Origin of the sequence: Microvirga splendida, from assembly GCF_016427565.1 — a bacterium.
Classification (GTDB): domain Bacteria; phylum Pseudomonadota; class Alphaproteobacteria; order Rhizobiales; family Beijerinckiaceae; genus Microvirga; species Microvirga splendida.
Genome location: NZ_JAELXT010000016.1, coordinates 80,131 through 104,078, shown reverse-complemented (window position 1 = coordinate 104,078; position 23,948 = coordinate 80,131). Strand labels below are relative to the sequence as shown.

Here is a 23,948-nt window from a genome sequence, read left to right as displayed (position 1 = left end):
CCTTTTGGCGGCGACGAAAACATGCCTCGTTGGGCGCACTTATGAGCGGCCGGCTCTAACCATTGAGCTACAGGCCCTTCGGGGAGAAGGGTTGCCTTCTGTCCAAGAGGAAGAAACTTCCTGCTTGGCCGGTGCCGGAGCCGTCCGGCTCCTTTCCATGTTCCTGTAATACATCGTGTCCCCCGTCAAGCCGGTTCTGCCACGGTCGTTCGGTTCCGGCTGCTGCGATGGGGGCGAGCGACACGGGATCAGCCTCTAAGGCCCTGACCGGCTACGGCTCGATCCTCCCCCTCGTGCTCCGCAAGCCTAAGGGGCGTGCGGTCAGAATCCGACGGCCAAGCTCCCGACGCTATAGGGTAAACCTCGGCCATAACCTTAAGCAGGCGCATGCCAAGAAGCGCGATGTTGCTGCACCGAGGATTTATGTACGCTGGCAGACCATGCGCCTGCCCTGAGAGAAACCTCCCAACGGGCTGCCACTTAACCGTGAGACCTCTCGCACGATGATTATCCTACCGAGAGGTCGAAACACATCTCTCGGATAGGAGCAGCATATGTATAAGATTGCTTTCGGTCTTCTCGCCTGCGCCGCTGTTGCGGCGTGCTCACCGACGACAACCGGCACGGTCGCCGGCGCGACTACGGGTGCGATTGTCGGCGGCCCTGTGGGAGCTGTTGTCGGCGGAGGCATCGGTGCCGTCGCAGGGGCGACCACGTCGCAGCAGGTCCAGGCCCGGCCCGGATGGTGCTACGTTTACGATCAGAAGAATCGCCGCCTGAATAATGTCTACGGCGATCCCCAGCTGCAGCGCTGCTGATCATGACCTGCCACAGAAAGCCCGTACCTGAGGACAGGCCTTCTGTGGCAACTCTCCTGCAATGATCGATCCGCGTTGAGTGGATCGGTCGCAAGCTCCTCGCTTGCCACCGCAGTCGCCTCCGCTCAGCTCTTGAGGTCATTGATGCTCAAGGACTGTGCCGCGTTGCGCTCTATGAATGCGGCCACCGAGGCGTCGGGCCATCGCCGGCCGTCAATGTTCTCCAGCGTACGGACAGCGCTCATGCGCGACGCAAGCTCGGGAACGCGCGCCCCCGGGACCCGTTGCCTGCCATAGAGGCTGTTGCCACGGACGGGGCTGGTACGCCACGTCAGCATCGGCAGCAATGCTTATCAAAAAAAGAGTAGACCCTTAGGAGTTGCATACGATGAAGGGATTTCTTCTGGTGGCGCTGCTGGGAGCGGCTATGCCGGGTCTCGGTACCGCAGCGGCCCAAACTGCTCCGTCGCAAGATGCAGGCCAAATGAGATCGCCGGCACCCGGTGCTCCTGCTCGCGTCCCGCTGCCTCCGGCCGATGCGCCGCTCCCTTATCAGCCCATGCGCGTCGGCGAACTCGAGAACCGCGAGATATATTCAACGCGCGGTGAGATGCTCGGGAGCGTGAAACGTGTGGTGCTCGATGTCACCGACGGAATCACGTTCATCGTGCTCGAGCGCGGCGGCTTCGTCGGCATCGGCGAGAAGGAATTCCCGCTTCCGGCCGACAGGCTCTACACCCAGGGCGGGCGCCTTGTCGTGCCTGGCCTGACCGATGCCGAGCTCGACAATGCGGCCGACTGGGATGTCCGCGATCAGAAATACCGCGAGATGGCGGATTCCGAGATCATCAATGTAGCCCGCCGGTAGGAGGCGGGAGGACTCCTTGTTCCATTGGATCGACAGCAGATCGCCGCGGCCCCTTTGAGAAGGAGCCGCGGCGATCTCGTGCAGGAGTGAACGGAGAGAAGCGGAGAGCCTGCTCCCGCGACGCGTCAATTGTTCTGCAGGCCCTGCATCTGGCCTGGCGTAAGCGGGCGCGGCTCAAGGATCATGCCGGTGCGCCCGTCCACCCGGACATTCATCTCCTGGCCGCGCCAATCCGCAGTCGCGGTATAGGTGTAGCCGTCCCGGCTCAGGTTCGAGATGTTGGAGAACCCGCGCGACTGAAGGTCCAGCCGGACCTGGCGGGGGTCGAGCAGGGGAGCCGAGTTGCGGTTTTGCCCGGTGGCATTGCTCGAGTCGGACTGCTGGCTCTGCCGGCCGACCGAGGCGGTCGCTTCAGGCGCGGACGCGGACTGCGGGTCAACCACCATGATCACGCTTCTGCCGTCCGGCGTGCGGGCCTGGACCAGGTAGGTGGCGTTCAGGATGCGGATGTTCTGGAAGCCTGCCTGGCGCAGCTGTTGGCGCAGCATGACGCGCTGGTTGAAGCGGCTCTGCGCATTGCTGGCCTGCCCCCGGGCGGACGAGTTCCCGGCCGCCGAGATGTCGCCTGCAGGCCATGCGCGGTTGTACTGCATCGAGTCGCCCTGACGCTGCGCAGAAGGCGACAGCGCGCCGGGGATCCAGTCGCGATTGATACTCGGCCGGTTGGAGCCGAAGGTCTGGTCTGCCTCCATCTGCGACTGGGCAAATGCGGCGCTCGAACCGCAGCCCACCAGCAAGGCGGCTGCGAACATGGCAACTGACTTCCTCTGCATTTCTTTCTCTCCTGTCATGCCCCCGGATCGAGATAAAAGCCGCCGGCCACCGTCGGATCCGCGCAAGGCTGCGGATCAGTACGGCACTGGACAAAGATTCCTGCGGGCCGGTTCGTGAGCCTTGCCGCCGGCGCGACCGCCGGCGGCAAGGCGTCGGGTTCAAGCGACCCTAGAACCAGCTGCGGTTGGCCAGTTCGCCGAATTCGTTCTCAGCGAGGGCATTGTCGGAATCCGCATCCCACACGTCGAACATGCCGGTGTCGAACTCGTTCCGGGCAAGGTCGCCGTCCCGGTCGGCATCCCAGCGGTCGTAGTAACCGATGCGGTCGAATCCTGTCCGGAACTCGTTCTGATCGAGGATGCCGTCACTGTTCGCGTCGAACATCCCGTAGGAGATCTGCTGGTCGCTGATGCCCCAGTTGCGCCAGCCCCGGTTGAACTCGTTCTGCGTGACGCGCCGGTCACGGTTCTCGTCGAACACGCCGTAGAGCCCGGTGTAGAACTCATTCCCGGTCAGACGGCTGTCGCGGTTGGCGTCCCAGCCGGTGTAGATGTTGCCGCTGATCCGGGAGAATTCGCGATCGGTCAGCTCGAGGTTGCCGTCGGAATCAATGTTCCTGAAGGTCCATTGGGTCGCAACCGCCCCGGTCACGTTGGCGCGCTCGCCCACGGCCTGAGCGGAAGCATTGGTCCTTGCCCGGTTGCTCACCATCGCCGTGCCGCGCATGCGGTCGTAGTCGAAGCGCTCCAGTTCCGCGACATCCGCCTGGCCGTAGCCGAGATAGAGATCGGACGTTCCCGGATTCCAGTTGGCGCCATAGCCGGTGAAAGGCATTGCGCGATAGCCGCCGCCCCAGGCGCTGCCGACATTCACGATCACAGCCCGCAGATTGCCGTCGGCCGAAAAGATCAGGTCGTTGACATAGCCATAGGCGCGCCGGTCGTTGAGATAGGCATAGTCGTCGATCACGTCCGTGGCCTTCCAGATCGTCGCGCCGGTCTCGAGGTCGTCGTCCACCACCTGGGTGCGGTTCGCGCCGAAGCGTGTCAGGACGTCGTTGGCGGCATAGGCGTAGTCGTCGGCGTTATCCTCCGTGATCGGCACGGCGACCCGTTCGAGGTTGGCGCTGACACGAACCTGATCCCAGGGCACGAACACATGGGTGTCGCCGATGTCCCAGAACCCGCCGACCTCGGCAACGATGCCGAGAATGCGGCCCTGCTGGCCGACGATGATGTTCTCGATGCTGCCGATCTCCTCGCCGTTGGCACCGATCACGTCGGCGTTGTCCATGAGCCGCTCGGCGCTCCAGCCGCCCCGATAAAGCTCGTTGTTACTCCAGGGAGCGGCGTCGCTTGCGAGGTATGGACGCTGGGCGATCTGGGCCGATGCGGGCACGGCAAGGCCGGCTCCAAGGGCCAGCGCCAGAAGGGATGGTCGAACGAAGCGCTTGGAAAGCATGTCGATCCTCCTAAGGAATTTTCGAAAGGTCTTTTGTTCACCCAGTGCGGCGCAAAACCGGATCCGGCTCAATCGGCACGCACTCTGCGGGTAACAGGGAGGCGCCCGATGCGTTCGGATGCGGGTGCAGGACTCGGTACGGCATGGAACACAGCCAGAAACCGGGTTCACGATCGCCATGACTGCTTGGATCGATCCGCGACTCCGGCCTAAGGGCCTTCGAGAACGAGATCGGCGATAATCGGCAAGTGGTCCGAGCCCACGAACGGTCCTGTCTCGACCCGGACGGTCGCGATGCCCCTCGACACCAGGATGTGGTCGAGCAGGACAATCGGGATCATCCGATGCCCCGGCCAGCTGGCCGAAAGGCTCTGCCCCCAGCGCAGATCCGCCCGCTCGGCCAGTTTGATGAGCTTCCACGAGAAGGGCGTCAGGTTGAAGTCGCCGCCGAGGATCAGCGGCACGCGCCTCGAGCGTGCAAACGCGATGAGGCGATCGATGTGCTCGGCCTGCTCGTGCCATTCGAACGGGTTTGCCGTGTGAACGCTCGCGACCTCGAACGTATGCCCATCCCGTTCGAAGCGGGCCCAGACCGCCAGCGGGCGGCCCTGGCCTGTGGGGATGCTCCCGCTGATCGTCCAGGGCTGCTTCGACAGCAGGGCCGGGCCCGACCGGGAGTTCCGGTCGAACAGGGCATGAGGGTAGGAAGAGGCGAGCTCGTCGAGGATGGCGGCGCGGTCGCCCCGGCCGATCTCCTGGAGCAGAAGCACGTCGGCATCGGCTTGCGCGATGAACTGCCTGATCCTGCTGGCTTGCCCCTTGGCGATCCAGGTGTTGAGAGTTGCCACTTTCAGGGTCGGCGCGGCGGCTGAATGCGCCGACGCCGTGTAGCGCAGGGCAGGGGCGATCATCAGGCCAAGGTTGGCGGCCAGAAGAGCCGCTGCGGTGGCGGCGAGCCGGCCGGCGTGCAGCCCCAGCGCCAATGCCAGCAGCAGGCCGGCGCCGAGGATGAGAAACGGCCGGAAATGATTGATCAGTTCAAGCGCAGGCCACCACGGAGCCAACAGCCCCGCGACCGTCGCGCCGGAGCCAAGGCTCAGGCCGACATCCACCGCACGCGAGAAGAGAATCCGCAAATCACGACACCCTGAATCATCCGGACACGGGAACGGCCCCGACGATCAGGAGCGGAACATGGGACAGCGCGGGTCGAGGAAACGCATTAACCCGCTCCCGTCTGCCTGCGGCCAAGGACAACCGCGGCAGCCATGCCGGTTGCCGCGGCAAGGCCTATGCCGAGCGCCTTTCCCAGACCCGGTCCGGCGAGCCCGCGCCGCAATGCTTCCGACATGTCCTCCGGACGGTCGGGATCCAGGGCACGGCTTTCCGCCACCGCCAGCTCCAGATCGCTGAACGGCGGCGCCTCGAACGGAGCGAGGCTTCGTCCATGCTCCCGCCGCAGGCGTTCGATGGCGCCGATCAGCGATCCGTTCTCGGCTTCCACTGTTTCCGCGAACTGTTCCTGCGGGACTCCCAGGTGTTCGGCCGCCAGCCGGTTACGCACGCTCGTGATGGTCCGACGCGTCGTCTCGCTGCTGTCCGTTGCGGGCGGGACCTCGACGGCAAGATCGCACTCCGTGTCGAGGCCCATGGAGCGGTTGTTGAGATTGGACGACCCGACCCGGAGGAGCCAGTCGTCGACGACCACGACCTTGGAGTGGACATAGATGTCCTGTCCCTTCTCCGTTACGGGCGTGTAGATCCGGAAGCGGCCATGCCTGTCGCATTCTCCGATATGTTTCAGGAGCACTGCCCTGGCGGGGCCCATGACCTCTTCCTCGAGCCATCCGACGGCGGATTTCGGATTGACGATGACCACCTCGGGCCCGTTCTCCTCCTGCAGGCGCTTGCCAAGAGCCATGGCAATCCGATGTGAGGCGAAATACTGCGTCTCGATGTAGATGGTGCGCCGGGCGGCCCTGATGGCGGCAAGGTACAAAGCCTCGATCTCACGCACCTCGGGCTGCGCCTCGCCATAGGCCGGCTCGGTTCGGGCAATCGCCACCTGAAGGTCGGTGAAGTCGGGGGACAGATGATCCGGCCAGCAAGGATCGCAGGGCGGAGAAGGCGGCACCTCCTCGCCCGTGGCCCGGTGCCAGCGCTCCCGCGCCAAGCTGCCGAGAACCCTGGCAGCTTCGCCCATGATGCACGTGGTCGTGTCGTGCCAGGGCGGGTAGTGCGCGCGCCCCGGATCGACCCGGCATGGATTGTCGTCGGTATGGGCGGGCGTGTCCCACCGGAAATCGGTCATATCGATGCCGCCGCAGAACGCGACGCTGTCATCGACGACTACGATCTTCTGGTGATGGCAGGCGCCGGTGGGGTGCTCGTGATCGAGGCGCAGTTCGAGACGCTTGCCTGCGAGCCAGTCGAGAAGCTTCAGAGGCAACGTGGCCCGGAACGGGAACTTGAGAAACGACAGGTCCCAGCGCAGGACGAAGATGCGCAGGTCCGGCCGGTTCTTGACCACATGGGTCAGGAACTCGCCCAGTTCGTCGGGCACGCCGGGCATGGGATCCGTCCGCTCGAGGCGGATGCGCAGATCGAAGTCCCAGCCGATCAGGAACACCGTGTGTCGAGCCTGCAGAATGGCGGCCTTGGCAGCCGCGAAATACGCTGCCGCATCGACGATCACGGCGATGCGGTCGGCGTGGGCTATCCGCCAGCAGGTCTCGCCCTCCCGGAGGACAGGCCGATGGGTGCCATCGCCCGGGCCTCCGGCGTCAACCGGACTCATGGCGCCGATAAATCACAGGATCAGGGCAAAGAGCCCGATCACAACCGCCAGGCCGATGAGGAAGATGATGCCGATTGTGCCACCGAGAAATTTCAGCATGTCGTAATCCTTGTCAAACGTTGGCCAATTCGAGCCGGTCGCAGGCATCAGCCTGCGGCGGGTTCGAAGGTGAGGTCCTTGAATTGCGTGCAGGCTCCGCCGGTATCGGCCAGCCGGAAGTTGCTCGCGCCTTCGGTTATGAAACGGCAATGCATGGGGAACTGAACCGTTCCGGTGTCGCCCGTCGCGTCGGAGAAGATGAGGACCCCGTTCTCATAGGCATAACGGCCCTCGACCTTGCGGCTGCTGCCGGTTTCACGCATGACGAAAGTCTTGTCCGGGTTGAGCTGGAGCGTCACAGGGCCGGCCGCATAGGTTCGGCCGTGGAACGGCTCGAGGCTGGTTGCTGCAACGGCTGCGGTCTGGGCGCTGCCGGGCGAGGGGGCTGGCGTGGTTGCTCCTGTCGTTTCGCTGGGCGCGACGACCGTGCCCGTTCCTGCGGTGGGAGCAGGGGCTTCAGCGACGGGAGCAGGTGCTGCAGGCGCTGGCGGCGGCGGGGCCTCTGCTGTTTCAGTGACTGGAGGCGCCGTGGGCGTTACGGGCGCCTGCGCTGTCTGGTCCTCGCCGCAGGCGGCAAGGGCCAGAATGGCCGTAAACGGAACAAGGATTCGTGCGCGCATAGGTCGGAGTCCTCTTGTCGCTGAGATGAGCTGGTTTGAATGAAAGGAAACGGGCGGGCTAACGAAAGGTGCCCGCCGCAGGAGGGCGGGCTGCCGCGCCGCCCTCCTGCGTCACGTGATGGGCCGTTACAGGCTTCCGGGTTGAGTGATCTCGCCGGTCACGGCGTTCACGCTGATGTCCACCTGCTCGCCCTGCCAATCGGCCACGGCGGTAAAGCGGTCGCCCTCGCGCTGCAGGCTCTGGATGTTCGTGAGACCCCGTTGCTGCAGCATCGAGCGGACCTGGCTTTCGGACATCATGCTCTGGCTGCTTCCGCTGCCCTGTCCTGACATGCCCTGGCCCTGGTTCATGCCGGAGCGCTGGCCCTGCTGGCCCGATTGACCGCCCTGCCGTTGCCCCGGCTGGACGGCGATCAGCCCGACGCTGCCGGGAGGGTCCACCATCATGAGAACGGTTCGCCCGTCCGGCGTGCTGGCCTGGACGAGGAAAGCCGTGTCCAGGATGCGGATGTTCTGGAAGCCGAGCTGGCGCAACTGCTGCCGCAACGCCGAACGGCCCTCGAAGCGGTTCGCATTGGAACTCTGGCCGAACTGCTGCTGGCCGCCGGAGCCCTGCCCCTGGCCGGATTGCTGGTTGCCTTGCGCAACAGCCACGCTCGCGCTGCCAATCACCAGGGCGGTTGCAAGTGTTGCAAGTGAAGTGTGCCGCATTGGGTCCTCTCCCATGATGCCTGTGGTGCCGACCTGGCCAGCCGGCGGGCTGCCGAACCGTCGGCGAAAGCGCAGGCACGACGCTTTGCCGACATCACGGCGAACCCTCGGCCAGTGGGATGGTTCAGCGGCAGATGGGGGTTCGGTCGGGGAGCGTACCAACATTGGAAAGTCTCGCCGCCCCGGCACTTCCGCTTCAGAATGTCAGCCCGAGCCCGAACGCATCTTCCCGCCACGGCAGCGGCGACGGATGCCCAGCCGGCTCCAATGATGCGGAAGCTCGCAGCGGCCGTTCGCTACCGTACCGAGTTCCGAACGGGACAGGGGCGATCACCGACCTTGGGCGCGTTGATAGCATCATGACCATTGCCGCCGTCGAGCGGCATTGAGCCGCCATCCAACTGGAGAGGGAGACGACGATGAGATTGATCACGTTGGCCGTACTGGCCTCCACCGCCCTGGTGCCTGCTGCCGCGATGGCGCAGGGAGCCGGCGGCCAGAACCAGCCCAATCAGGCGGGCCAGGCCAGTCAGGGTCGCCAGATCGCAGCGTCCGATCTGGAAGGCCGCGAGGTGTACACGCCTCAAGGCCAGACGATCGGTCAGATCGACAGCGTTGTGCTGGGCCAGAACAACCAGACCTTCGCCGTCGTCAGCTTCGACGAGTTTCTCGGTCTGGGAGGCGAGGCGCGCCTCGTGCCTCTCTCACGCATGATGCTGCAGGGCGACCGCGCGATCGTCTCGAACATGAGCGAGGCGGATTACAGGTCGCTGCGGAGCTACCGCCCGAACATGGCGGGCTTCAGAGAGGCCGGTGAGGATCAGCTGATCGCTCTCGGCGGCGACGGCCGGAATATGCAGCAGGCTGGGTCGCGGATTCTGGTTCAGCAGGCGGCACCGACGGTGCGGGTGGACCCGGCGGATCCGCGGGTGATCGTGCGCCAGCAGCAGCCGCAGGTGACGGTGAACCAGGCGCAGCCGGAGATCCTCGTGCGCCAGCCGCAGCCGACGGTGCGGGTGGACATTCCGCAGCCGGAGATCATCGTGCGCATGCCGCAGCCGGACGTGAACGTGGCGCTGGCGCAGCCGCAGGTGCAGGTGCGCCAGCCGCAGCCGCAGGTGCAGGTGACGCAGCCGCAGCAGCCTCAGGTACAGGTGGAGCGGAGCCAGCCGCAGGTGATGGTGCAGCGTCAGGCGGGCTCCGAGGCTCAGGTGCAGGTGCAGCGGGCGGAGGGTCAGCCGACGGTGCGGTATGAGCGGGCCGAGCCGCGGGTTGTGGTGAACCAAGCGGAGGGTCAGCCCAACGTGCGCATCGAGCGGCAGGGCGAGGGCCAGCAGGCCAGTGCGCAGACGCAGGAGCCGACGGAGCAGCAGACCGCTTCCAATCAGGCCGCCGATACGGCCCGGATCAGCGATCCGGCTGCTCTTGGTGGAACCGTGGCACCGCCTCCGCCCAGCCCGGAAGCGCAGTCGCGTCAGGCCGCCGCCGGATCGGTCTATTCCGAGGATCAGCGCCGGATCGTTCGCGAGCGCGTCAATGAAGGGGATGTGCAGAGCACCGGTTCCATCACTGCCGATGCCGAGATGCGCCCGCTGGCGGTATCCCAGCTTGAGGACATGGACGTGTACAATGCCCGTGGCAACGAACTGGGTGAGGTGGAGCGGGTCATCGTGACGCCGCAGGGTCGTCGGTTCGTAGTGGTCGAGGCCGGCGGGTTCCTCGGTATCGGCAGCGACCGGGTCGCGTTCCCGCTGGAGCGGTTCTGGATGCGCGGCGACCGTCTCGTGATCCGCGGCGTCACCGAGGAGGACATCGAGGCCATGGACGACTATCGCGACACCGTCGATAACTTCGAGCGCGTCGGCCGCACCGAACAGGCCGAGCTGCGGGTCTGGGAGTAAACGTCCGCAGTGCTTACCGTGCGGGCCGGTGGACAACTCCACCGGCCCGTTTTCTTTGTGCTCTTGTGAGCCTGCCTTGCCGTCACGGATCGTGCTGACCGACCGCCACTTTCTCTAAACCATGGAAAGACCATAGACGCGGTTCCCGCAGCCCGGCCTTGATCTTCTGGATCCGCGCCGTTCATCGTCGATCCTCATTCAGAGAATTCGTCAGCGCCGGAAGCGCAGGTTGGAAATCGAACCACCTCGTTTTATCGGCGAGCCCAGGGCTCGGCCTTTGGCCGTCCGGCCTGGACCTCTCCTCGCGGAGTTCGTTGCAGATCCTTCGACATCGATGCAATCCCGAAGCTCGCGGGCTCACCCGGAGCACATAGACCTCGCAATCCCAAGGCCGTCATCCTGCTCGACTTTCAATTGGACCGGCCGGATGCGCTTGAACATCTGCTCCCAAACGAAGAAACCGGGCGTTCAGGGTTTCCTGAACGCCCGGTTTCTCTGGTTTATGCGCCCCTTACATCAAGGCTGCTCGGGGAGGCAGCATGGTGGAGCCTTTACGGCTCGGCAGCATGCCTTATTCCCAGATCCTCAGCTCCGCCTGAGCGGTGCGGTCGACACGCTGATAGCTGTCGAGACGGTCCCGGTAATCGTCCATGGCCTCGATGTCCTGCTCGGTGACGCCGCGGATCACGAGACGGTCGTTCCGCATGCCGAAGCGCTCCAGCGGGAAGGCAACCGTATCACGGCCGATGCCCAGGAACCCGCCGGCTCCGACCACTACGAAGTGACGGCCCTGCGGTGTGACGATCACACGATCTACCTGGCCGATCTCGTCACCACGGGCGTTGTAGACATCCGTGTCCTCGAGATCGCTAACGGCGACCGGGCGCATCTCGAAGTTCTGGTTGACCGCGGCTGTGGTCTCGACATCGTCGCCCGCTCTCAACCGCTCGCTCACCATGCGGCGCTGCTCTTCGGTGAACTCGGGCCGCTGCTGCGTTTGGGCGCTGGCCTGCTGGCCCTCGCCCTGCCGCTCGATGCGCACGTTGGGCTGGCCCTCCGCTTGGTTCACCACAACCCGCGGCTCGGCCCGCTCATACCGCACCGTCGGCTGACCCTCCGCCCGCTGCACCTGCACCTGAGCCTCGGAGCCCGCCTGACGCTGCACCATCACCTGCGGCTGGCTCCGCTCCACCTGTACCTGAGGCTGCTGCGGCTGCGTCACCTGCACCTGCGGCTGCGGCTGGCGCACCTGCACCTGCGGCTGCGCCAGCGCCACGTTCACGTCCGGCTGCGGCATGCGCACGATGATCTCCGGCTGCGGAATGTCCACCCGCACCGTCGGCTGCGGCTGGCGCACGAGGATCTCCGGCTGCGCCTGGTTCACCGTCACCTGCGGCTGCTGCTGGCGCACGATCACCCGCGGATCCGCCGGGTCCACCCGCACCGTCGGTGCCGCCTGCTGAACCAGAATCCGCGACCCAGCCTGCTGGTTCTGCGCGGTCTGCTGCCCCTGCATCTGCTGCCCGTCCGGTGCCTGACCCACCTGGGCCGGAGGAAGCTGCGTCTGGATCTGCTGAGCCTGCTGGAGATGCTCGCGCAGGGTCGGCAGCGTCTGCTGCGCAAACTGCTTCAGCTGCTGGTTATCGCCGTTCTGCGCGTATTGATCGTAGAGAGCGACGGCGTCGCGATGCGCACCGATCTGCAGCTGAACGTAGTTTCTGTCGAAGCCCGGACCCGAGGCATTCTGCAGGGTCTGAAGCATCTGCTGGTGCCGCTGATCGAGGCTGGACGGCATCGTCACGCCCTGCATGCCCTGCACCATCGACTGAAGCCGATCGCCGGCAGCGGTATGATCCTGGATCATCCTCTGGGCGAACTGGCGCACGCGCTCGTTCTGGCCTTTCTGCTGGGCGAGCTGGCTCGACTGTATTTCGAACTGATTGCCCATAGCGGCACGGTTGACGAAATCGGAAGCCGAGACCTGCTGTGCCTGGTTCTGCTGGGCGGCGGCGCCCTGCGGCGTGCCGGGCTGCGTCTGATTCTGAGCGTAAGCGGATGCCGGCACCAGTGCTGTCGATCCCAACACTGTTGCTAAGAGAAGTCGCTTCATCATAGTTCTGTCTCCTTGAGAAATTGATTGGAAGAGGCCCGGTGCGGACCGGGCTCTTCGCGATTACGCACCGCTAGAGGTCGACGGCGTCGGCACGGAAGAAAAGTTCAGGTGCCGCAAGGATTGGCCGTGCGCTTGTGACGGCAACAGGCAGGACCTTGTGCCGTTCCTGGGGACCGCTCGCTTTACCGACAAACACTGTACGCTTGCGAACGTTTGCCACTACGCGATCCGCCAAGGCGGATCGCGTGCGCATCGGCATTCGTTTCGCTGTTACCGTCCTGCGCTGCAGGTCCAGCCGGTCCCATCCTCGCTGCAGCGATAGGTCTGCTGCGATCCTGCAGGAGCGATGCGAGATGCGCCCCGGGTGCTGGCCGTGGAGTCGCGATCGGCAGGCGTATATCCCCGGTTCGAGCCGGCTCGAACCGCCGGAGCCCGCTGCTCGATCCCGCTGAGTTCCTGGCGTCGTGCATCAAGCTGGCTGGTGAGCTCGGTGAGCTGCTGCTGCAGGGAGCTGGACCGTTCGTTCGCCTGCCGCACCTCGTCCATCAGCCTGTCGCGCGTTGCGGCAAGCTCGCCGGTTGCCCGGGCAATCTCGGTGCGCTGCTGTTCGAACCCGGCGATGTTCGACTGAATCGCGGAAAGGTCCTGATTGGCCTGAGCCTGGGCCTCACGAGCCTCCCGGAGGCGCTGTTCTGCCTCCTGCACGGCGGTGCGGGTCTGCGCGAGCGTCTGGACGAGCTGCTCCTGCTGCTGCCTGAGATGCTCGAGATCCGCGCGGGCGGTCGTGATCTGCTCCCGGAGGTTCTCGAGGGTTCCGACGTTCTGCCGCAATTCGGCGAGCTGGCTGGTCGTGGCGCGGTATTCCGCTTCGAGCCGTTCGATCCGCTCGCTGAGCTGTGCCGTCTCACGGGAACTCGACGCGATGGACCAGATCGCAATGATCCAGCCGAGGGCGGCCACGACTGCAAGAGCAATGAAGGCAGGTTGTTTGGCGGTGGTCTTGGTGGTGTCGGAGAGTTCAGCCGGCATGGGGCACCTGAAGCATTGGGTTGGAGGAAGAAAGCAAGGCGCCCACCCGGCGTTCCTGAGCCTTTCCGGCTTCGGTACGGCAGCGTCCCGAGTTCTGCGCTCCGTCATGCCGCTTCGCCGGTGCTGCGGCTGGAGAGCCGTTCGGTCACCTCCCGAGCAGGATCGCCCGTGGGAATGGAACCGGTGCCGGGCAGCGATATTCACCCTGGAGCAGTGGTCTTCAGATCGAGAGGAACAGCGGCATGGCCAACAGGAATCGTTTCACCGGCGGATCGGACAATCTCGACGAGTATCTCCACAACGAGTACCGGGCGGAGGAGGGAGCCTACCTGGAGCAACGCCCCGATTATGCCCGTTACGGCAGCGACGACCGCGACCTGCGGAATTGGCAGCCCCGCGTGCCGTCCGCATATTATGCGGAGGAAAGCTTCGCCGGAGCCGGAGCGGCGCTTCCCCACGACGAGCCGCTCTACAGGCACGATGAACCGCTCTACAGGGATGAAAGCGGGTTCGAGCGCGGCCGGCGCGACGCGCGGTTCGATGCAGACGCACGCCGTGACAGGGATCCCGGTTTCCGGAGATATGACCGGCATCGCTCCGGCAGGAGTTCCTGGGAGCAGGACAAGCGTGCCGGACGAGAGCTCGTCCAAGCGGCCGAGAATTTCTACGAGGATTTCGCCGGAGCCGTCGGGCTGGAGACGGAACACCATCGGGAGCGGGGATATCGCGGCCGCGGCCCTCGCAACTACCGGCGCTCCGACGAGCGCATCCTCGACGAGGTCGCGCATCGGCTCACCGATGACCCCCATGTGGATGCATCCGACATCGAGATCGGCGTCAAGGACCGGGAGGTGATGCTCTCCGGCAGGGTGACGACCCGGTTCGAAAAGCGGCGCGCCGAAGACATCGCCGAAGCCGTCTCGGGCGTGACTCACGTGCAGAACAACCTGCGCGTCAGGCCTGCCTGAGGAGCTGGCCTGTCGACCGGGCGTCTCGCGCCCGGCGCAAGAAAAAGGCTCCACCCTTTCGGATGGAGCCTGTTTCGATCAGCTGCGCTTGGGGGGATTGGCCGGCCAGCTCTTGATGAGCGTGTCGTAATCCACCGTCTCGCCCTTCGGCTTCTCGTTCGCCAGCTTGCGCTGAGGCGCGATGGTGCCGGCGGCTTCGGCCTTCTTGAACCACTCCTCGGCCGTGGTCTTGGGGTTCATCTTCGGCCCGCACTCGCCCTGCACGTTGGCGCGCTCGAGGCGGCTCAGCACGTCGTCCTGTGCCGCAGCCAGCGAGTTCATCGCCTCCTGCGGAGTCTTGGCCCCGGAGGCCGCGTCGCCGATGTTCTGCCACCAGAGCTGCGCGAGCTTCGGGTAGTCCGGGATGTTGTTGCCCGTGGGCGTCCACTGCACGCGGGCAGGCGAGCGGTAGAACTCCACCAGGCCGCCGAGCTGCGGCGCGCGCTCCGTCATGGACGGGTGCCAGATGTCACTCTCGCGGATGAAGGTGAGACCCACATGGCTCTTCTTCAGCGAGACCGTCTTCGAGGTCACGAACTGCGCGTAGAGCCAGGCGGCCTTGCGGCGATCGACGGGCGTGGACTTCAGCAGCGTCCATGAGCCGGCATCCTGGTAGCCGAGCTTCATGCCGTCCTTCCAGTAGGCGCCCTTCGGCGAAGGAGCCATGCGCCATTTCGGCGTGTTGTCGGCATTCACCACCGGAAGGCCGGGCTTCACCATGTCGGCCGTGAAAGCGGTGTACCAGAACATCTGCTGGGCGATGTTACCCTGTGCGGGGACAGGTCCGGACTCGGAGAAGGTCATGCCGGCTGCCTGCGGCGGCGAATACTTCTTCAGCCACTCGAGGTATTTGCTGATGGCGTAGACGGAGGCAGGTCCGTTGGTGTCGCCGCCGCGCTCGACGGAGGAGCCGACCGGGCGGCAGCCCTCCATGCGGATGCCCCATTCATCGACCGGAAGGCCGTTCGGAATGCCCTTGTCGCCATTGCCGGCCATGGACAGCCAGGCATCGGTGAAGCGCCAGCCGAGGGACGGGTCCTTCTTGCCGTAATCCATGTGGCCATAGACCTTGACGCCGTCGATCTCCTTCACGTCGTTGGTGAAGAACTCGGCGATGTCCTCATAGGCCGACCAGTTCACCGGCACGCCGAGATCGTAGCCGTACTTGGCCTTGAACTTCTCCCTGATGTCCGGGCGCTGGAACCAGTCGTAGCGGAACCAGTACACGTTCGCGAACTGCTGGTCCGGCAGCTGGTACATTTTGCCGTCGGGCGCCGTGGTGAAGGACTTACCGATGAAGTCGTTGATGTCCAGCGTCGGCGAGGTAACGTCCTTGCCTTCGCCTGCCATCCAATCGTCGAGCGCCACCGCCTGCTTGTAGCGGAAGTGGGTGCCGATGAGGTCGGAATCGTTGACCCAGGCGTCGTAGATGTTGCGGCCCGACTGCATCTGCGTCTGGATCTTCTCCACCACGTCGCCTTCCTGGATCAGGTCGTGGGTGAGCTTGATGCCGGTGATCTCCGAGAATGCCTTGGCGAGCGTGCGGGCCTCGTATTCATGGGTCGTAATGGTCTCGGAGACCACGTTGATCTCCATGCCGGCGAAGGGCTTCGCCGCATTCACGAACCATTCCATCTCCTTCAGCTGCTCTTCCTTGGAGAGCGTCGAGGGCTGGAACTCGCTGTCGATCCAGCGGCGGGCTTCTTCCATGCCCGCAAGAGCTGCGCTGCTGCCCAGCGCCATGGCCAGCACGCTTGCCGAGACGAAGAGTCTCAGGCGTCGGTGAGTTTGGGTGAGTTTCATCGTGTTCCTCCCAAGTGATGCCCTGCCGGCTGATGCACCGGTCTTGGTCCCTGCGGTCCGGGCGAACCGCAGGGCGTTTGATTTTTCCCTCTCCTCACACGTAGCGGAACACCGCCGCCGCATAGAGGAGCGAAAGGGCAGAGGCCCACCACAGGTCCGGGCCGACGAGCCCGAGCCAAGCGAGGTGGATGAAGGCGGAGCCGAGGAGCGAAATGAAGAGCCGGTCGCCGCGCGTTGTCGGAATGCGCAGGACGCCGACCCGCTCCGTCTCGGGACGATAGATCGCCAGCAGGGTCATGACCAGGAGCAGGCTGGCGATGGCTGCGAAGAAGAGGCCGGTCTGCCAGGTCCAGGCCATCCATGCGAGATCGGACATGGTGCTCTCCTTCAGACCCGTCCGAGGGCGAAGCCCTTGGCGATGTAGTTGCGGACGAACCAGATCACGAGCGCTCCCGGCACGATGGTCAGCACGCCCGCTGCCGCCAAGAGGCCCCAATCCATGCCGGCGGCCGAGACGGTGCGCGTCATGGTGGCGGCGATGGGCTTGGCGTTGACCGAGGTGAGCGTGCGCGCGAGCAGCAGCTCGACCCAGGAGAACATGAAACAGAAGAAGGCGGCGACGCCGATGCCGGAGGCGATCAGCGGCATGAAGATCTTCACGAAGAATCGCGGGAAGGAATAGCCGTCGATGGCCGCCGTCTCGTCGATCTCCCGCGGCACGCCCGACATGAAGCCTTCGAGGATCCACACCGCGAGGGGCACGTTGAACAGGCAATGGGCAAGGGCGACGGCCCAGGGCGTATCGAAGAGACCGACGGCCGAGTAGAGGTTGAAGAAGGGCAGGGCGAAGACCGCCGGCGGCGCCATGCGGTTGGTGAGCAGCCAGAAGAACAGGTGCTTGTCGCCCAGGAAGCGGTAGCGCGAGAACGCATAGGCCGCAGGCAGCGCGAACGAGATCGACAGCACCGTGTTGATCAGGACGTATGTCAGCGAGTTGATGTAGCCGGAATACCAGCTCTCATCGGTGAAGATCGTGCGGTAGTTGTCGAAGGTGAGGTCCTGCGGCCACAGGGTGAGGCCCGACGTGATCTCCGCATTGGTCTTCAGGCTCATGTTCACGAGCCAATAGATCGGCAGCATCAGGAACAGCAGATAGAGGCCCATCACGATCGCCCGACCGTTCACGCGGGGGCGGGGCACGGCCTTGTTCATGGCAAGCGGCGTAGCACGGGCCTTGGTATCGGTCGGGCCGATGGCAACGGAACCGGTCATGCCTCGACCCTCCCGCGTTGCGCATCCACGTTCGTCATGATCGTGTAGAAGACCCAGCAGATAGCGAGAATGATGAGGTTGTAGACCAGCGACATGGCGGCGGCCTTGCCGAGATCGAACTGCCCCAGCGCCAGCTTCACCAGGTCGATGGACAGGAAGGTGGTGGCGTTGCCCGGCCCGCCGCCGGTGAGAACGAAGGGTTCGGTGTAGATCATGAAGGAATCCATGAAACGCAGGAGCACCGCGATCAGCAGCACGCGCCGCATCTTCGGCAGCTGGATGGTGCGGAACACGGCCCAGCGCGAGGCGCCGTCGATGCGCGCGGCTTGGTAATAGGCGTCGGGAATGGATTTGAGGCCGGCATAGCAGAGAAGGGCGACGAGGCTCGTCCAGTGCCACACGTCCATGACGATGATCGTTATCCAGGCGTCGAGCGGGTCCCCGGTGTAGTTGTAGTCGATGCCGAGACGGTTCACGACCCAGCCGAGGAGGCCGATGTCGCCGCGGGCGAAGACCTGCCAGATGGTGCCGACCACGTTCCACGGAATGAGCAGCGGCAGCGCCATGAGCACCAGGCAAAGCGCCACCGTCCAGCCCTCGCGCGGCATGGCAAGCGCCACGGCGATGCCGAGCGGCACCTCGATCATCAGAATGATGGCGGAGAATAGAAGCGTCCGCCAAAGCGAGTCGAAGAAGCGCTCGCCAAGCTGGCTCGACGGATCGAGCAGATCCTGGAACCAGCCGATGCCGTTCCAGAAGAACTGGTTGTTGCCGAAGGTGTCCTGAACCGAGTAGTTCACCACGGTCATCAGCGGCAGGATGGCCGAGAACGCCACGATGGCGAAGACGGGCAGGACGAAGAACCACGCCCTGTTGTTGACGGTCTTCGTCATGCGGCCTGCCCTCCGGCGGCTTCGCCTGCGACCAGATGCCCGTTGGCATAGATGTGCACGTGGTTCGGATCGAGCACGAGCGAGGCCTCATTCCCTTCGATGGAGATGCCGTCCGGAACACTCGCGGCAAGAGGGCGGCCGCCCATTTCCACACGGGCGATGCGGGCGCGTCCGATGTCGTCGATGCGCCGCACCTGAACGGGCAGGCCCTCGCCCTTAGGCTGGAGCCGCACGAACTCGGGCCGGATGCCGAGCTCGATGCGCTCGCCGCCGGAGAGAGTGCGATAGGCGCGCTGGAGAGAGATCGCGCTGCTGTCGATGAAGGCGGTGGCGCCTTCGACCCGGCAGGGCAGAATGTTCATGCCGGGCGACCCGATGAAGTGGCCCACGAAGGTGTGGGCGGGGCGCTCGAACAGCTCCTCGGGAGTCCCGGTCTGCACCACGGCGCCGTCATGCATGACCACCACCTTGTCAGCGAAGGTGAGGGCCTCGGTCTGGTCGTGGGTCACGTAGATCATCGTGATGTCCAGCGCCCGGTGGATCTCCTTCAGGGTGGAGCGCAGCTGCCACTTCAGATGCGGATCGATCACGGTCAGCGGCTCGTCGAACAGGATTGCCGCCACGTCCGGGCGCACGAGGCCGCGGCCGAGAGAGATCTTCTGCTTCATGTCGGCGGTGAGATTGCTCGCCTTGCGGTCGAGCACGCGGGTGAGATCGAGGAGGCCCGCGATCTCCTCCACCCGCCGGGCCGTCCTGTCGCGGGGCACATTCCGGTTCTTCAGCGGGAAGGCGAGGTTTTCGCGCACGGTCATCGTGTCGTAGACCACGGGGAACTGGAACACCTGCGCGATGTTGCGGGCTTCCGTCGACAGGTCCGTCACGTCGACATCGTCGAAAAGCACGCGCCCCCGCGTCGGGTGCACGAGGCCGGAGATGATGTTGAGCAGGGTCGTCTTTCCGCAGCCCGACGGCCCCAGCAGGGCATAGGCGCCGCCCTGGCTCCAGACGTGGTTGATCTCCTTGAGGGCATAATCCTCCGCCGAGCGGGGATCGGGCCTGTAGGCATGGGCGAGGTGATCGAGCGTGATGCGGGCCATCGGTCTTTCCTCACGCTGCTTTCTGAGACGGGTCTGCAGAAGCAAGCCGGCCGTCCTCGTCGAAGAGGAAGAGGCGGCGCGGGTCGAGATAGGCGGTCACCGGAGATCTCGGCTCCAGACGCCTCACGCCGGGCACCAGGGCTACGAAGCGGTGGTCGCCCGCATCGAGGTGCACGTAGCTCTCTGAGCCTGTGATCTCCGCGACCGACACGGTTGCGGGAATGGTGATCTCATGGGTGCCGGTGGGCTCAAGATTCAGATGATGGGCTCGGAACCCGACGGTGTATTCGCCGTCGGGAACGCCGGCGAGAGGCCCGGACGCCGGAACCTGTCCGCCGGTGCTCAAGGTGGCGGCGCCATCGCTCTTGCGGACTTTCAGGGTGTTGAGCGGCGGATCGGAAAAGACCCGGGCCGTGACCAGATCGTGCGGCTGGCGGTAGGTCTGCGGGGTCGGCCCGAACTGCGTGACCCGGCCCTGGAACAGGGTGGCCGTGTTGCCGCCGAGCAGCAGGGCCTCCGACGGTTCGGTCGTGGCATAGACGAAGATGGCGCCCGAGGCCGCGAACACCCGCGGCAACTCCTCGCGCAGTTCCTCTCGCAGCTTGTAATCGAGATTGGCCAGCGGCTCGTCGAGCAAAACGAGATCGGCCCGCTTCACCAGCGCCCTGGCGATGGCGGTGCGCTGCTGCTGGCCGCCGGAGAGATTGAGCGGCTTGCGGTCGAGATAGGGTTCGAGCTTCAGAAGCCTCGCGGCATCGCGCACGCGCTCATCGATCTCGCTCCGGGCGACGCCGGAGACGCGCAGGGGCGAGGCGATGTTCTCGTAGACGGTGAGCGAGGGATAATTGATGAATTGCTGGTAGACCATCGCAACGCTGCGCCGCTGCACGGGCCAGCCCGTCACATCCTGCCCGTCGACCAGAACGCGACCGCTCGTCGGTGCGTCGAGCCCGGCCATGAGCCGCATGAGGGAGGTCTTGCCCGACAGGGTGGCGCCGAGCAGCACGTTGAGCGAGCCGCGCTCCAGGGTGAGATGGACATCGTCGACGTGAACGGAGGCTCCGACCTTCTTCGAGATGCCATCAAGAACGAGAGTCATCGGCACTTCCCCGGAGGTCGAGCGGCAGTAGATTGTTCAGTGACGATGCGGGCGATGCGAATTCGCTCCGGCTTCGCTCGGAGCATGCGGTCCTTCGCATTCGTGCGATTGCGCTACCGCTCTGCTTTAGAGCGTGGGGCTTCGAACGCGTTGCGTATCCGGCAAAGTTCTTCCATGCGGCGCGTGTCACCGCGTCTCGGGCTCCGTCGTGCCCGTATGCGCCATCCCTCACCGCGACGCACAGCGTCGCCGTTTCTTGCGGTACCAAGAGCGCTTCTCCCGACTGCCGACCCTCCGGGCCTGTTCTGTCGTTATTGTTATGGTGAAGGTATCTTGCCCGAAAGACGAAAGCAACCGGGTGGTATTCGGTCCGCGCCGATTGCCGATTGGACTTTGTTTTTACGATGCAGACTCACGCCTGCCGAAGCGTAGCAAGTGATTGAACTCTCTTCCCCTTCAGGAGTTCAAGCCCCGTACGCCGGGTGCATTCCTTCTCAGCATTGGCCAGTGGAGTTCCGTCACATTCCTTGAGAAGCCCACCATGCCGGATACGATTGACGACTGCGCCTCGATCAGTCAGGAGCGGTGGCGAGTTCCATGTGCTGGACCGGCCACGAGGGGTTTGTGATGACGATTCCGACCGATCTGCTGCAGCGCCTGACAAGCCTTGTCGGACCGGCGGGCCTGATCACGGCAGGGTCGGATCTCGACCCTTATGCGGTGGACTGGCGCAAGCTCTTCCCGGGCAGGCCAGCCTGCGTGGTGCGTCCGTCCTCGACCGAGCAGGTAGCCGGGATCGTGCAGATCTGCCGCGAGGCGGGAGTCGCCATCGTCCCGCAGGGCGGCAATACGGGATTGGCCGGCGGGGCAGTGCCGGATCCTTCAGGCACCCAGGTCGTCCTGTCCCTGAACCGTATGGCGGCGATCCGCAACCTCGATCCCGTCGGCCTCACCATTGAGGCAGAGGCCGGGTGCATTCTCAAGGTAGCCCAGGACGCCGCCGCCGCGGCCGGCCGCCTGCTGCCGATCAGCCTGGCGGCCGAGGGCTCGGCCACCATCGGCGGGGTGGTGGCGGCGAACGCGGGCGGCGTGAACGTGCTGCGCTACGGCATGACCCGCAGCCTCGTGCTCGGCCTCGAGGTTGTGCTGCCGGACGGCACCGTCGCCAACGGCCTGCGCCGCCTGCGCAAGGACAATGCGGGCTACGACTGGAAGCAGCTCTTCATCGGCAGCGAGGGCACGCTGGGAATCGTCACGGCGGCTGTCCTGAGGCTCCTGCCGCGGCCCAAGCATACCGTCACGGCGCTGCTCTCGGTCGCCGATCCCGCCGCCGCCCTGCGGCTTCTGGAACTGGCCCAGGACGAACTGGGCGACCAGATCTCCGCCTTCGAGCTGATCTCCGCCACCTCCATGGGGCTCGTCGCCAAGCACGCGGGTCTTAAGGCTCCCATTGCCGAGGGCGAGTGGTTCTTGCTGATCGAGGCGGCCTCCAGCCTCGCAGGCCTGCGCGAGGCGGCCGAGACGATGCTCGGAACAGCCTTCGAGCAGGAGATCGCGCTGGACGGCGTGATCGCCGAGTCGGGCGCACAGGCGGCCCAGCTCTGGGCCTTGCGCGAGCATGTGACGGAGTCGGAGGCCCGCGAGGGCAAGAGCGTGAAGCACGACGTGTCGGTGCCGCTCACCGACGTGCCCCGCTTCCTGGTCGAGGCCGGGGAGGCGCTGGCCGCCGGGGCGCCGGGAACGCGCGTGAACGCCTTCGGGCATCTGGGCGACGGCAACATTCACTACAACGTGCTTGTCGGATCGGACCACGATGCGGCCGTGGTGAACCGCATCGTGCACGACGTGGTGGCGGCCTTCGGGGGCAGCATCTCGGCGGAACATGGCATCGGGCAGTATCGGGTCGGCGAACTCGCCCGCTATCGCGCCTCGACTGAGATGGAGTTGGCCCGCACGATCAAGCGGGCGCTCGATCCCGACAACCGGCTCAATCCGGGTAAGGTTCTTCTTCCTTAAGCCTGCTTCTCGACCCGGCCCAGCATGTAGAACTCGTCGTTGGGCCGCATGCTGCTGACATTCGCGAGGCGGTTTGACATGGCGAAGAAGGCGGCGATCGCCGCGATGTCCCACACATCCTCCTCGCTGAAGCCGTGGGCGCTCAGGGCCGCAATGTCTGCATCGCCGACGGCATGGGCTTCGAGCGCCACCTTCATGGCAAAGTCGAGCATGGCCCTCTGCCGGGGCGTGATGTCGGCCTTGCGGTAGTTGATGGCCACCTGATCGGCGATCAGCGGGTTCTTGGCCCGGATGCGCAGGATGGCCCCATGGGCGACGACGCAGTACTGGCACTGGTTGGCGTTGCTGGTCGCCACCACGATCATCTCGCGCTCGGCCTTGGTGAGGTTGCCGGGCTTGTCCATCAGCGCGTCATGATAGGCGAAGAAGGCCCGGAACTCGTCGGGCCGGCGGGCGAGGACCAGAAAGACGTTGGGTACGAAGCCGGATTTCTCCTGAACGGCCAGGATGCGCGAGCGGATATCCTCCGGCAGGTCGGCGATCTCGGGAACGGGAAAACGGCTGATCGGCGGCTTGCTCACAGGGGCACCTCTTTCATCCTTGGCCTCATGCGGAGGTGGCGTTCCCTCCAAGGGCTTCTTGCCAGATCGAGCTTATTCGGGTTGGATTCCCCAAACAATGGTTCCGATGCATGAGGAGAGCAGCCATGAGCGCCCAGCAGGCCTTGTCCGATGAGAGCATTCTGCTGCGCGAGGAGCAGGGCGGGGTCGTCACGCTCACCCTCAATCGTCCGGCCCAGTTCAATGCCCTGTCCGAGGAGATGCTGGCGGCGCTGCAAGAGGCGCTCGACGACTTGGCGCAGGACGACACGGTTCGCTGCGTGGTCATCGCAGCAATGGGCAAGGCCTTCTGTGCCGGTCACGACCTCAAGCAGATGCGCGCCAATCCGCGCCAGGACTACTACGAGACACTGTTCGCCAGATGCAGTCAGGTGATGCGGAGTATCGTCGATCTGCCGGTTCCGGTGATCGCCCGCGTGCATGGCATGGCTACCGCCGCCGGCTGCCAGCTCGTAGCCTCCTGCGACCTGGCCGTCGCCGCCGAGAGCGCGACCTTTGCGGTGTCCGGCATTAATGTGGGCCTGTTCTGCTCCACGCCGGCGGTGGCGCTGTCGCGCAACGTCTCGCCCAAGCACGCCTTCGACATGCTGGTGACGGGCCGCTTCATCTCGTCCGCCGAAGCCCTGGCTTTCGGGCTCGTCAGCCGGGTGGCGCCGGATGCTGAACTGGATGAAGCACTCACCGACTTGACGGCGAGCATCTGTGCCAAGAGTCCGGTGGCGATCCGCACCGGCAAGGCCATGTTCGGCCGCCAGCGCTCCATGGGCCTGGAGGAGGCCTATTCCTTTGCAGGCAACGTCATGGCTTGCAACATGATGGCCGAGGATGCGGCGGAGGGCATCGACGCCTTCATCGAGAAGCGCAAGCCGGTCTGGAAGGGACGCTAAACC

At 65.0% G+C, this 23,948-nt stretch carries 22 protein-coding genes; 6 read left to right on the top strand and 16 right to left on the bottom strand.

Annotated features, from left to right (window positions below; genetic code table 11):
* The first annotated feature begins 554 nt into the window (after nt 1-554).
* On the top strand, nt 555-818 hold the full coding sequence (locus tag JAO75_RS15535) for a glycine zipper domain-containing protein (protein WP_199050049.1): 264 nt from the start codon (nt 555-557) through the stop codon (nt 816-818).
* A 388-nt stretch (nt 819-1,206) separates the two neighbouring features.
* Complete coding sequence (locus JAO75_RS15530; protein WP_199050048.1) at nt 1,207-1,686, top strand: PRC-barrel domain-containing protein; 480 nt, start codon at nt 1,207-1,209, stop codon at nt 1,684-1,686.
* A 125-nt stretch (nt 1,687-1,811) separates the two neighbouring features.
* On the opposite strand, the gene JAO75_RS15525 is transcribed toward JAO75_RS15530, so the two are convergent.
* The 7 genes from JAO75_RS15525 to JAO75_RS15500 all read right to left on the bottom strand — a co-directional run bounded on the left by JAO75_RS15525 (nt 1,812) and on the right by JAO75_RS15500 (nt 8,208).
* Nucleotides 1,812-2,519 carry a hypothetical protein gene (locus JAO75_RS15525; RefSeq protein ID WP_199050047.1) on the bottom strand — a complete coding sequence of 236 codons (708 nt, stop codon included), beginning with the start codon at nt 2,517-2,519 and terminating at the stop codon, nt 1,812-1,814.
* 169 nt (nt 2,520-2,688) lie between these two features.
* Entirely contained in the window at nt 2,689-3,981 is a 1,293-nt protein-coding gene (locus JAO75_RS15520) for a PRC-barrel domain-containing protein (RefSeq protein WP_199050046.1), read from the bottom strand.
* Nucleotides 3,982-4,190: 209 nt separating this feature from the next.
* Nucleotides 4,191-5,117, bottom strand: a complete 927-nt coding sequence (locus tag JAO75_RS15515; protein ID WP_199050045.1) for an endonuclease/exonuclease/phosphatase family protein — start codon at nt 5,115-5,117, stop codon at nt 4,191-4,193.
* Between the two features lie 86 nt (nt 5,118-5,203).
* Nucleotides 5,204-6,778, bottom strand: coding sequence for a phospholipase D-like domain-containing protein (locus tag JAO75_RS15510; RefSeq protein ID WP_199050044.1), 1,575 nt, complete (start codon nt 6,776-6,778; stop codon nt 5,204-5,206).
* Between the two features lie 12 nt (nt 6,779-6,790).
* Nucleotides 6,791-6,925 (bottom strand): small membrane protein YohP, encoded by a 135-nt coding sequence (locus tag JAO75_RS25215; RefSeq protein ID WP_281433519.1) that lies wholly within the window; start codon nt 6,923-6,925, stop codon nt 6,791-6,793.
* Nucleotides 6,925-7,497: a hypothetical protein gene (locus JAO75_RS15505; RefSeq protein ID WP_199050043.1), complete on the bottom strand. Its 573-nt coding sequence runs from the start codon at nt 7,495-7,497 to the stop codon at nt 6,925-6,927. The genes JAO75_RS25215 and JAO75_RS15505 overlap by 1 nt, the downstream gene beginning before the upstream one ends.
* A 126-nt stretch (nt 7,498-7,623) precedes the next feature.
* Nucleotides 7,624-8,208, bottom strand: coding sequence for a hypothetical protein (locus JAO75_RS15500; RefSeq protein WP_199050042.1), 585 nt, complete (start codon nt 8,206-8,208; stop codon nt 7,624-7,626).
* Between the two features lie 419 nt (nt 8,209-8,627).
* On the opposite strand from JAO75_RS15500, the gene JAO75_RS15495 reads away from it, so the two are divergent.
* Entirely contained in the window at nt 8,628-10,109 is a 1,482-nt protein-coding gene (locus JAO75_RS15495) for a PRC-barrel domain-containing protein (RefSeq protein WP_199050041.1), read from the top strand.
* A gap of 571 nt (nt 10,110-10,680) precedes the next feature.
* Here the strand turns inward: JAO75_RS15495 and JAO75_RS15490 are convergent.
* Together JAO75_RS15490 and JAO75_RS15485 are read right to left on the bottom strand one after the other, a co-directional pair.
* Nucleotides 10,681-12,222 carry a DUF4142 domain-containing protein gene (locus JAO75_RS15490; RefSeq protein ID WP_199050040.1) on the bottom strand — a complete coding sequence of 514 codons (1,542 nt, stop codon included), beginning with the start codon at nt 12,220-12,222 and terminating at the stop codon, nt 10,681-10,683.
* Nucleotides 12,223-12,492: 270 nt separating this feature from the next.
* Nucleotides 12,493-13,251, bottom strand: a complete 759-nt coding sequence (locus JAO75_RS15485; RefSeq protein ID WP_199050039.1) for a LapA family protein — start codon at nt 13,249-13,251, stop codon at nt 12,493-12,495.
* A 242-nt stretch (nt 13,252-13,493) separates the two neighbouring features.
* On the opposite strand from JAO75_RS15485, the gene JAO75_RS15480 reads away from it, so the two are divergent.
* The gene (locus tag JAO75_RS15480) at nt 13,494-14,219 is read left to right on the top strand and encodes a BON domain-containing protein (protein WP_199050038.1); all 726 of its coding nucleotides are present in this window, start codon (nt 13,494-13,496) and stop codon (nt 14,217-14,219) included.
* 78 nt (nt 14,220-14,297) lie between these two features.
* Here JAO75_RS15480 and JAO75_RS15475 read toward each other — a convergent pair whose 3' ends face one another.
* The 6 genes from JAO75_RS15475 to JAO75_RS15450 all read right to left on the bottom strand — a co-directional run bounded on the left by JAO75_RS15475 (nt 14,298) and on the right by JAO75_RS15450 (nt 20,422).
* Nucleotides 14,298-16,061, bottom strand: coding sequence for an ABC transporter substrate-binding protein (locus tag JAO75_RS15475; protein WP_199050037.1), 1,764 nt, complete (start codon nt 16,059-16,061; stop codon nt 14,298-14,300).
* Between the two features lie 94 nt (nt 16,062-16,155).
* Complete coding sequence (locus JAO75_RS15470) at nt 16,156-16,437, bottom strand: DUF2160 domain-containing protein (RefSeq protein ID WP_199050036.1); 282 nt, start codon at nt 16,435-16,437, stop codon at nt 16,156-16,158.
* Between the two features lie 11 nt (nt 16,438-16,448).
* Complete coding sequence (locus tag JAO75_RS15465) at nt 16,449-17,273, bottom strand: carbohydrate ABC transporter permease (RefSeq protein WP_246742527.1); 825 nt, start codon at nt 17,271-17,273, stop codon at nt 16,449-16,451.
* Nucleotides 17,274-17,329: 56 nt separating this feature from the next.
* Nucleotides 17,330-18,226, bottom strand: coding sequence for a carbohydrate ABC transporter permease (locus tag JAO75_RS15460; protein ID WP_199050034.1), 897 nt, complete (start codon nt 18,224-18,226; stop codon nt 17,330-17,332).
* A complete protein-coding gene (locus JAO75_RS15455; RefSeq protein ID WP_199050033.1) occupies nt 18,223-19,323 on the bottom strand; it encodes an ABC transporter ATP-binding protein in 1,101 nt (366 codons plus the stop codon). The genes JAO75_RS15460 and JAO75_RS15455 overlap by 4 nt, the downstream gene beginning before the upstream one ends.
* Before the next feature lie 10 nt (nt 19,324-19,333).
* Nucleotides 19,334-20,422 carry an ABC transporter ATP-binding protein gene (locus tag JAO75_RS15450; protein WP_199050032.1) on the bottom strand — a complete coding sequence of 363 codons (1,089 nt, stop codon included), beginning with the start codon at nt 20,420-20,422 and terminating at the stop codon, nt 19,334-19,336.
* 627 nt (nt 20,423-21,049) lie between these two features.
* Here JAO75_RS15450 and JAO75_RS15445 point away from each other — a divergent pair.
* Entirely contained in the window at nt 21,050-22,438 is a 1,389-nt protein-coding gene (locus JAO75_RS15445; RefSeq protein WP_199050031.1) for an FAD-binding oxidoreductase, read from the top strand.
* Here the strand turns inward: JAO75_RS15445 and JAO75_RS15440 are convergent.
* Entirely contained in the window at nt 22,435-23,019 is a 585-nt protein-coding gene (locus JAO75_RS15440; protein WP_199050030.1) for a peroxidase-related enzyme, read from the bottom strand. The two genes, JAO75_RS15445 and JAO75_RS15440, sit on opposite strands and share 4 nt — an antisense overlap.
* A 125-nt stretch (nt 23,020-23,144) precedes the next feature.
* Between JAO75_RS15440 and JAO75_RS15435 the strand changes: the two genes are divergently transcribed.
* Nucleotides 23,145-23,945 (top strand): enoyl-CoA hydratase, encoded by an 801-nt coding sequence (locus tag JAO75_RS15435; protein ID WP_199050029.1) that lies wholly within the window; start codon nt 23,145-23,147, stop codon nt 23,943-23,945.
* Nucleotides 23,946-23,948 lie beyond the last annotated feature (3 nt).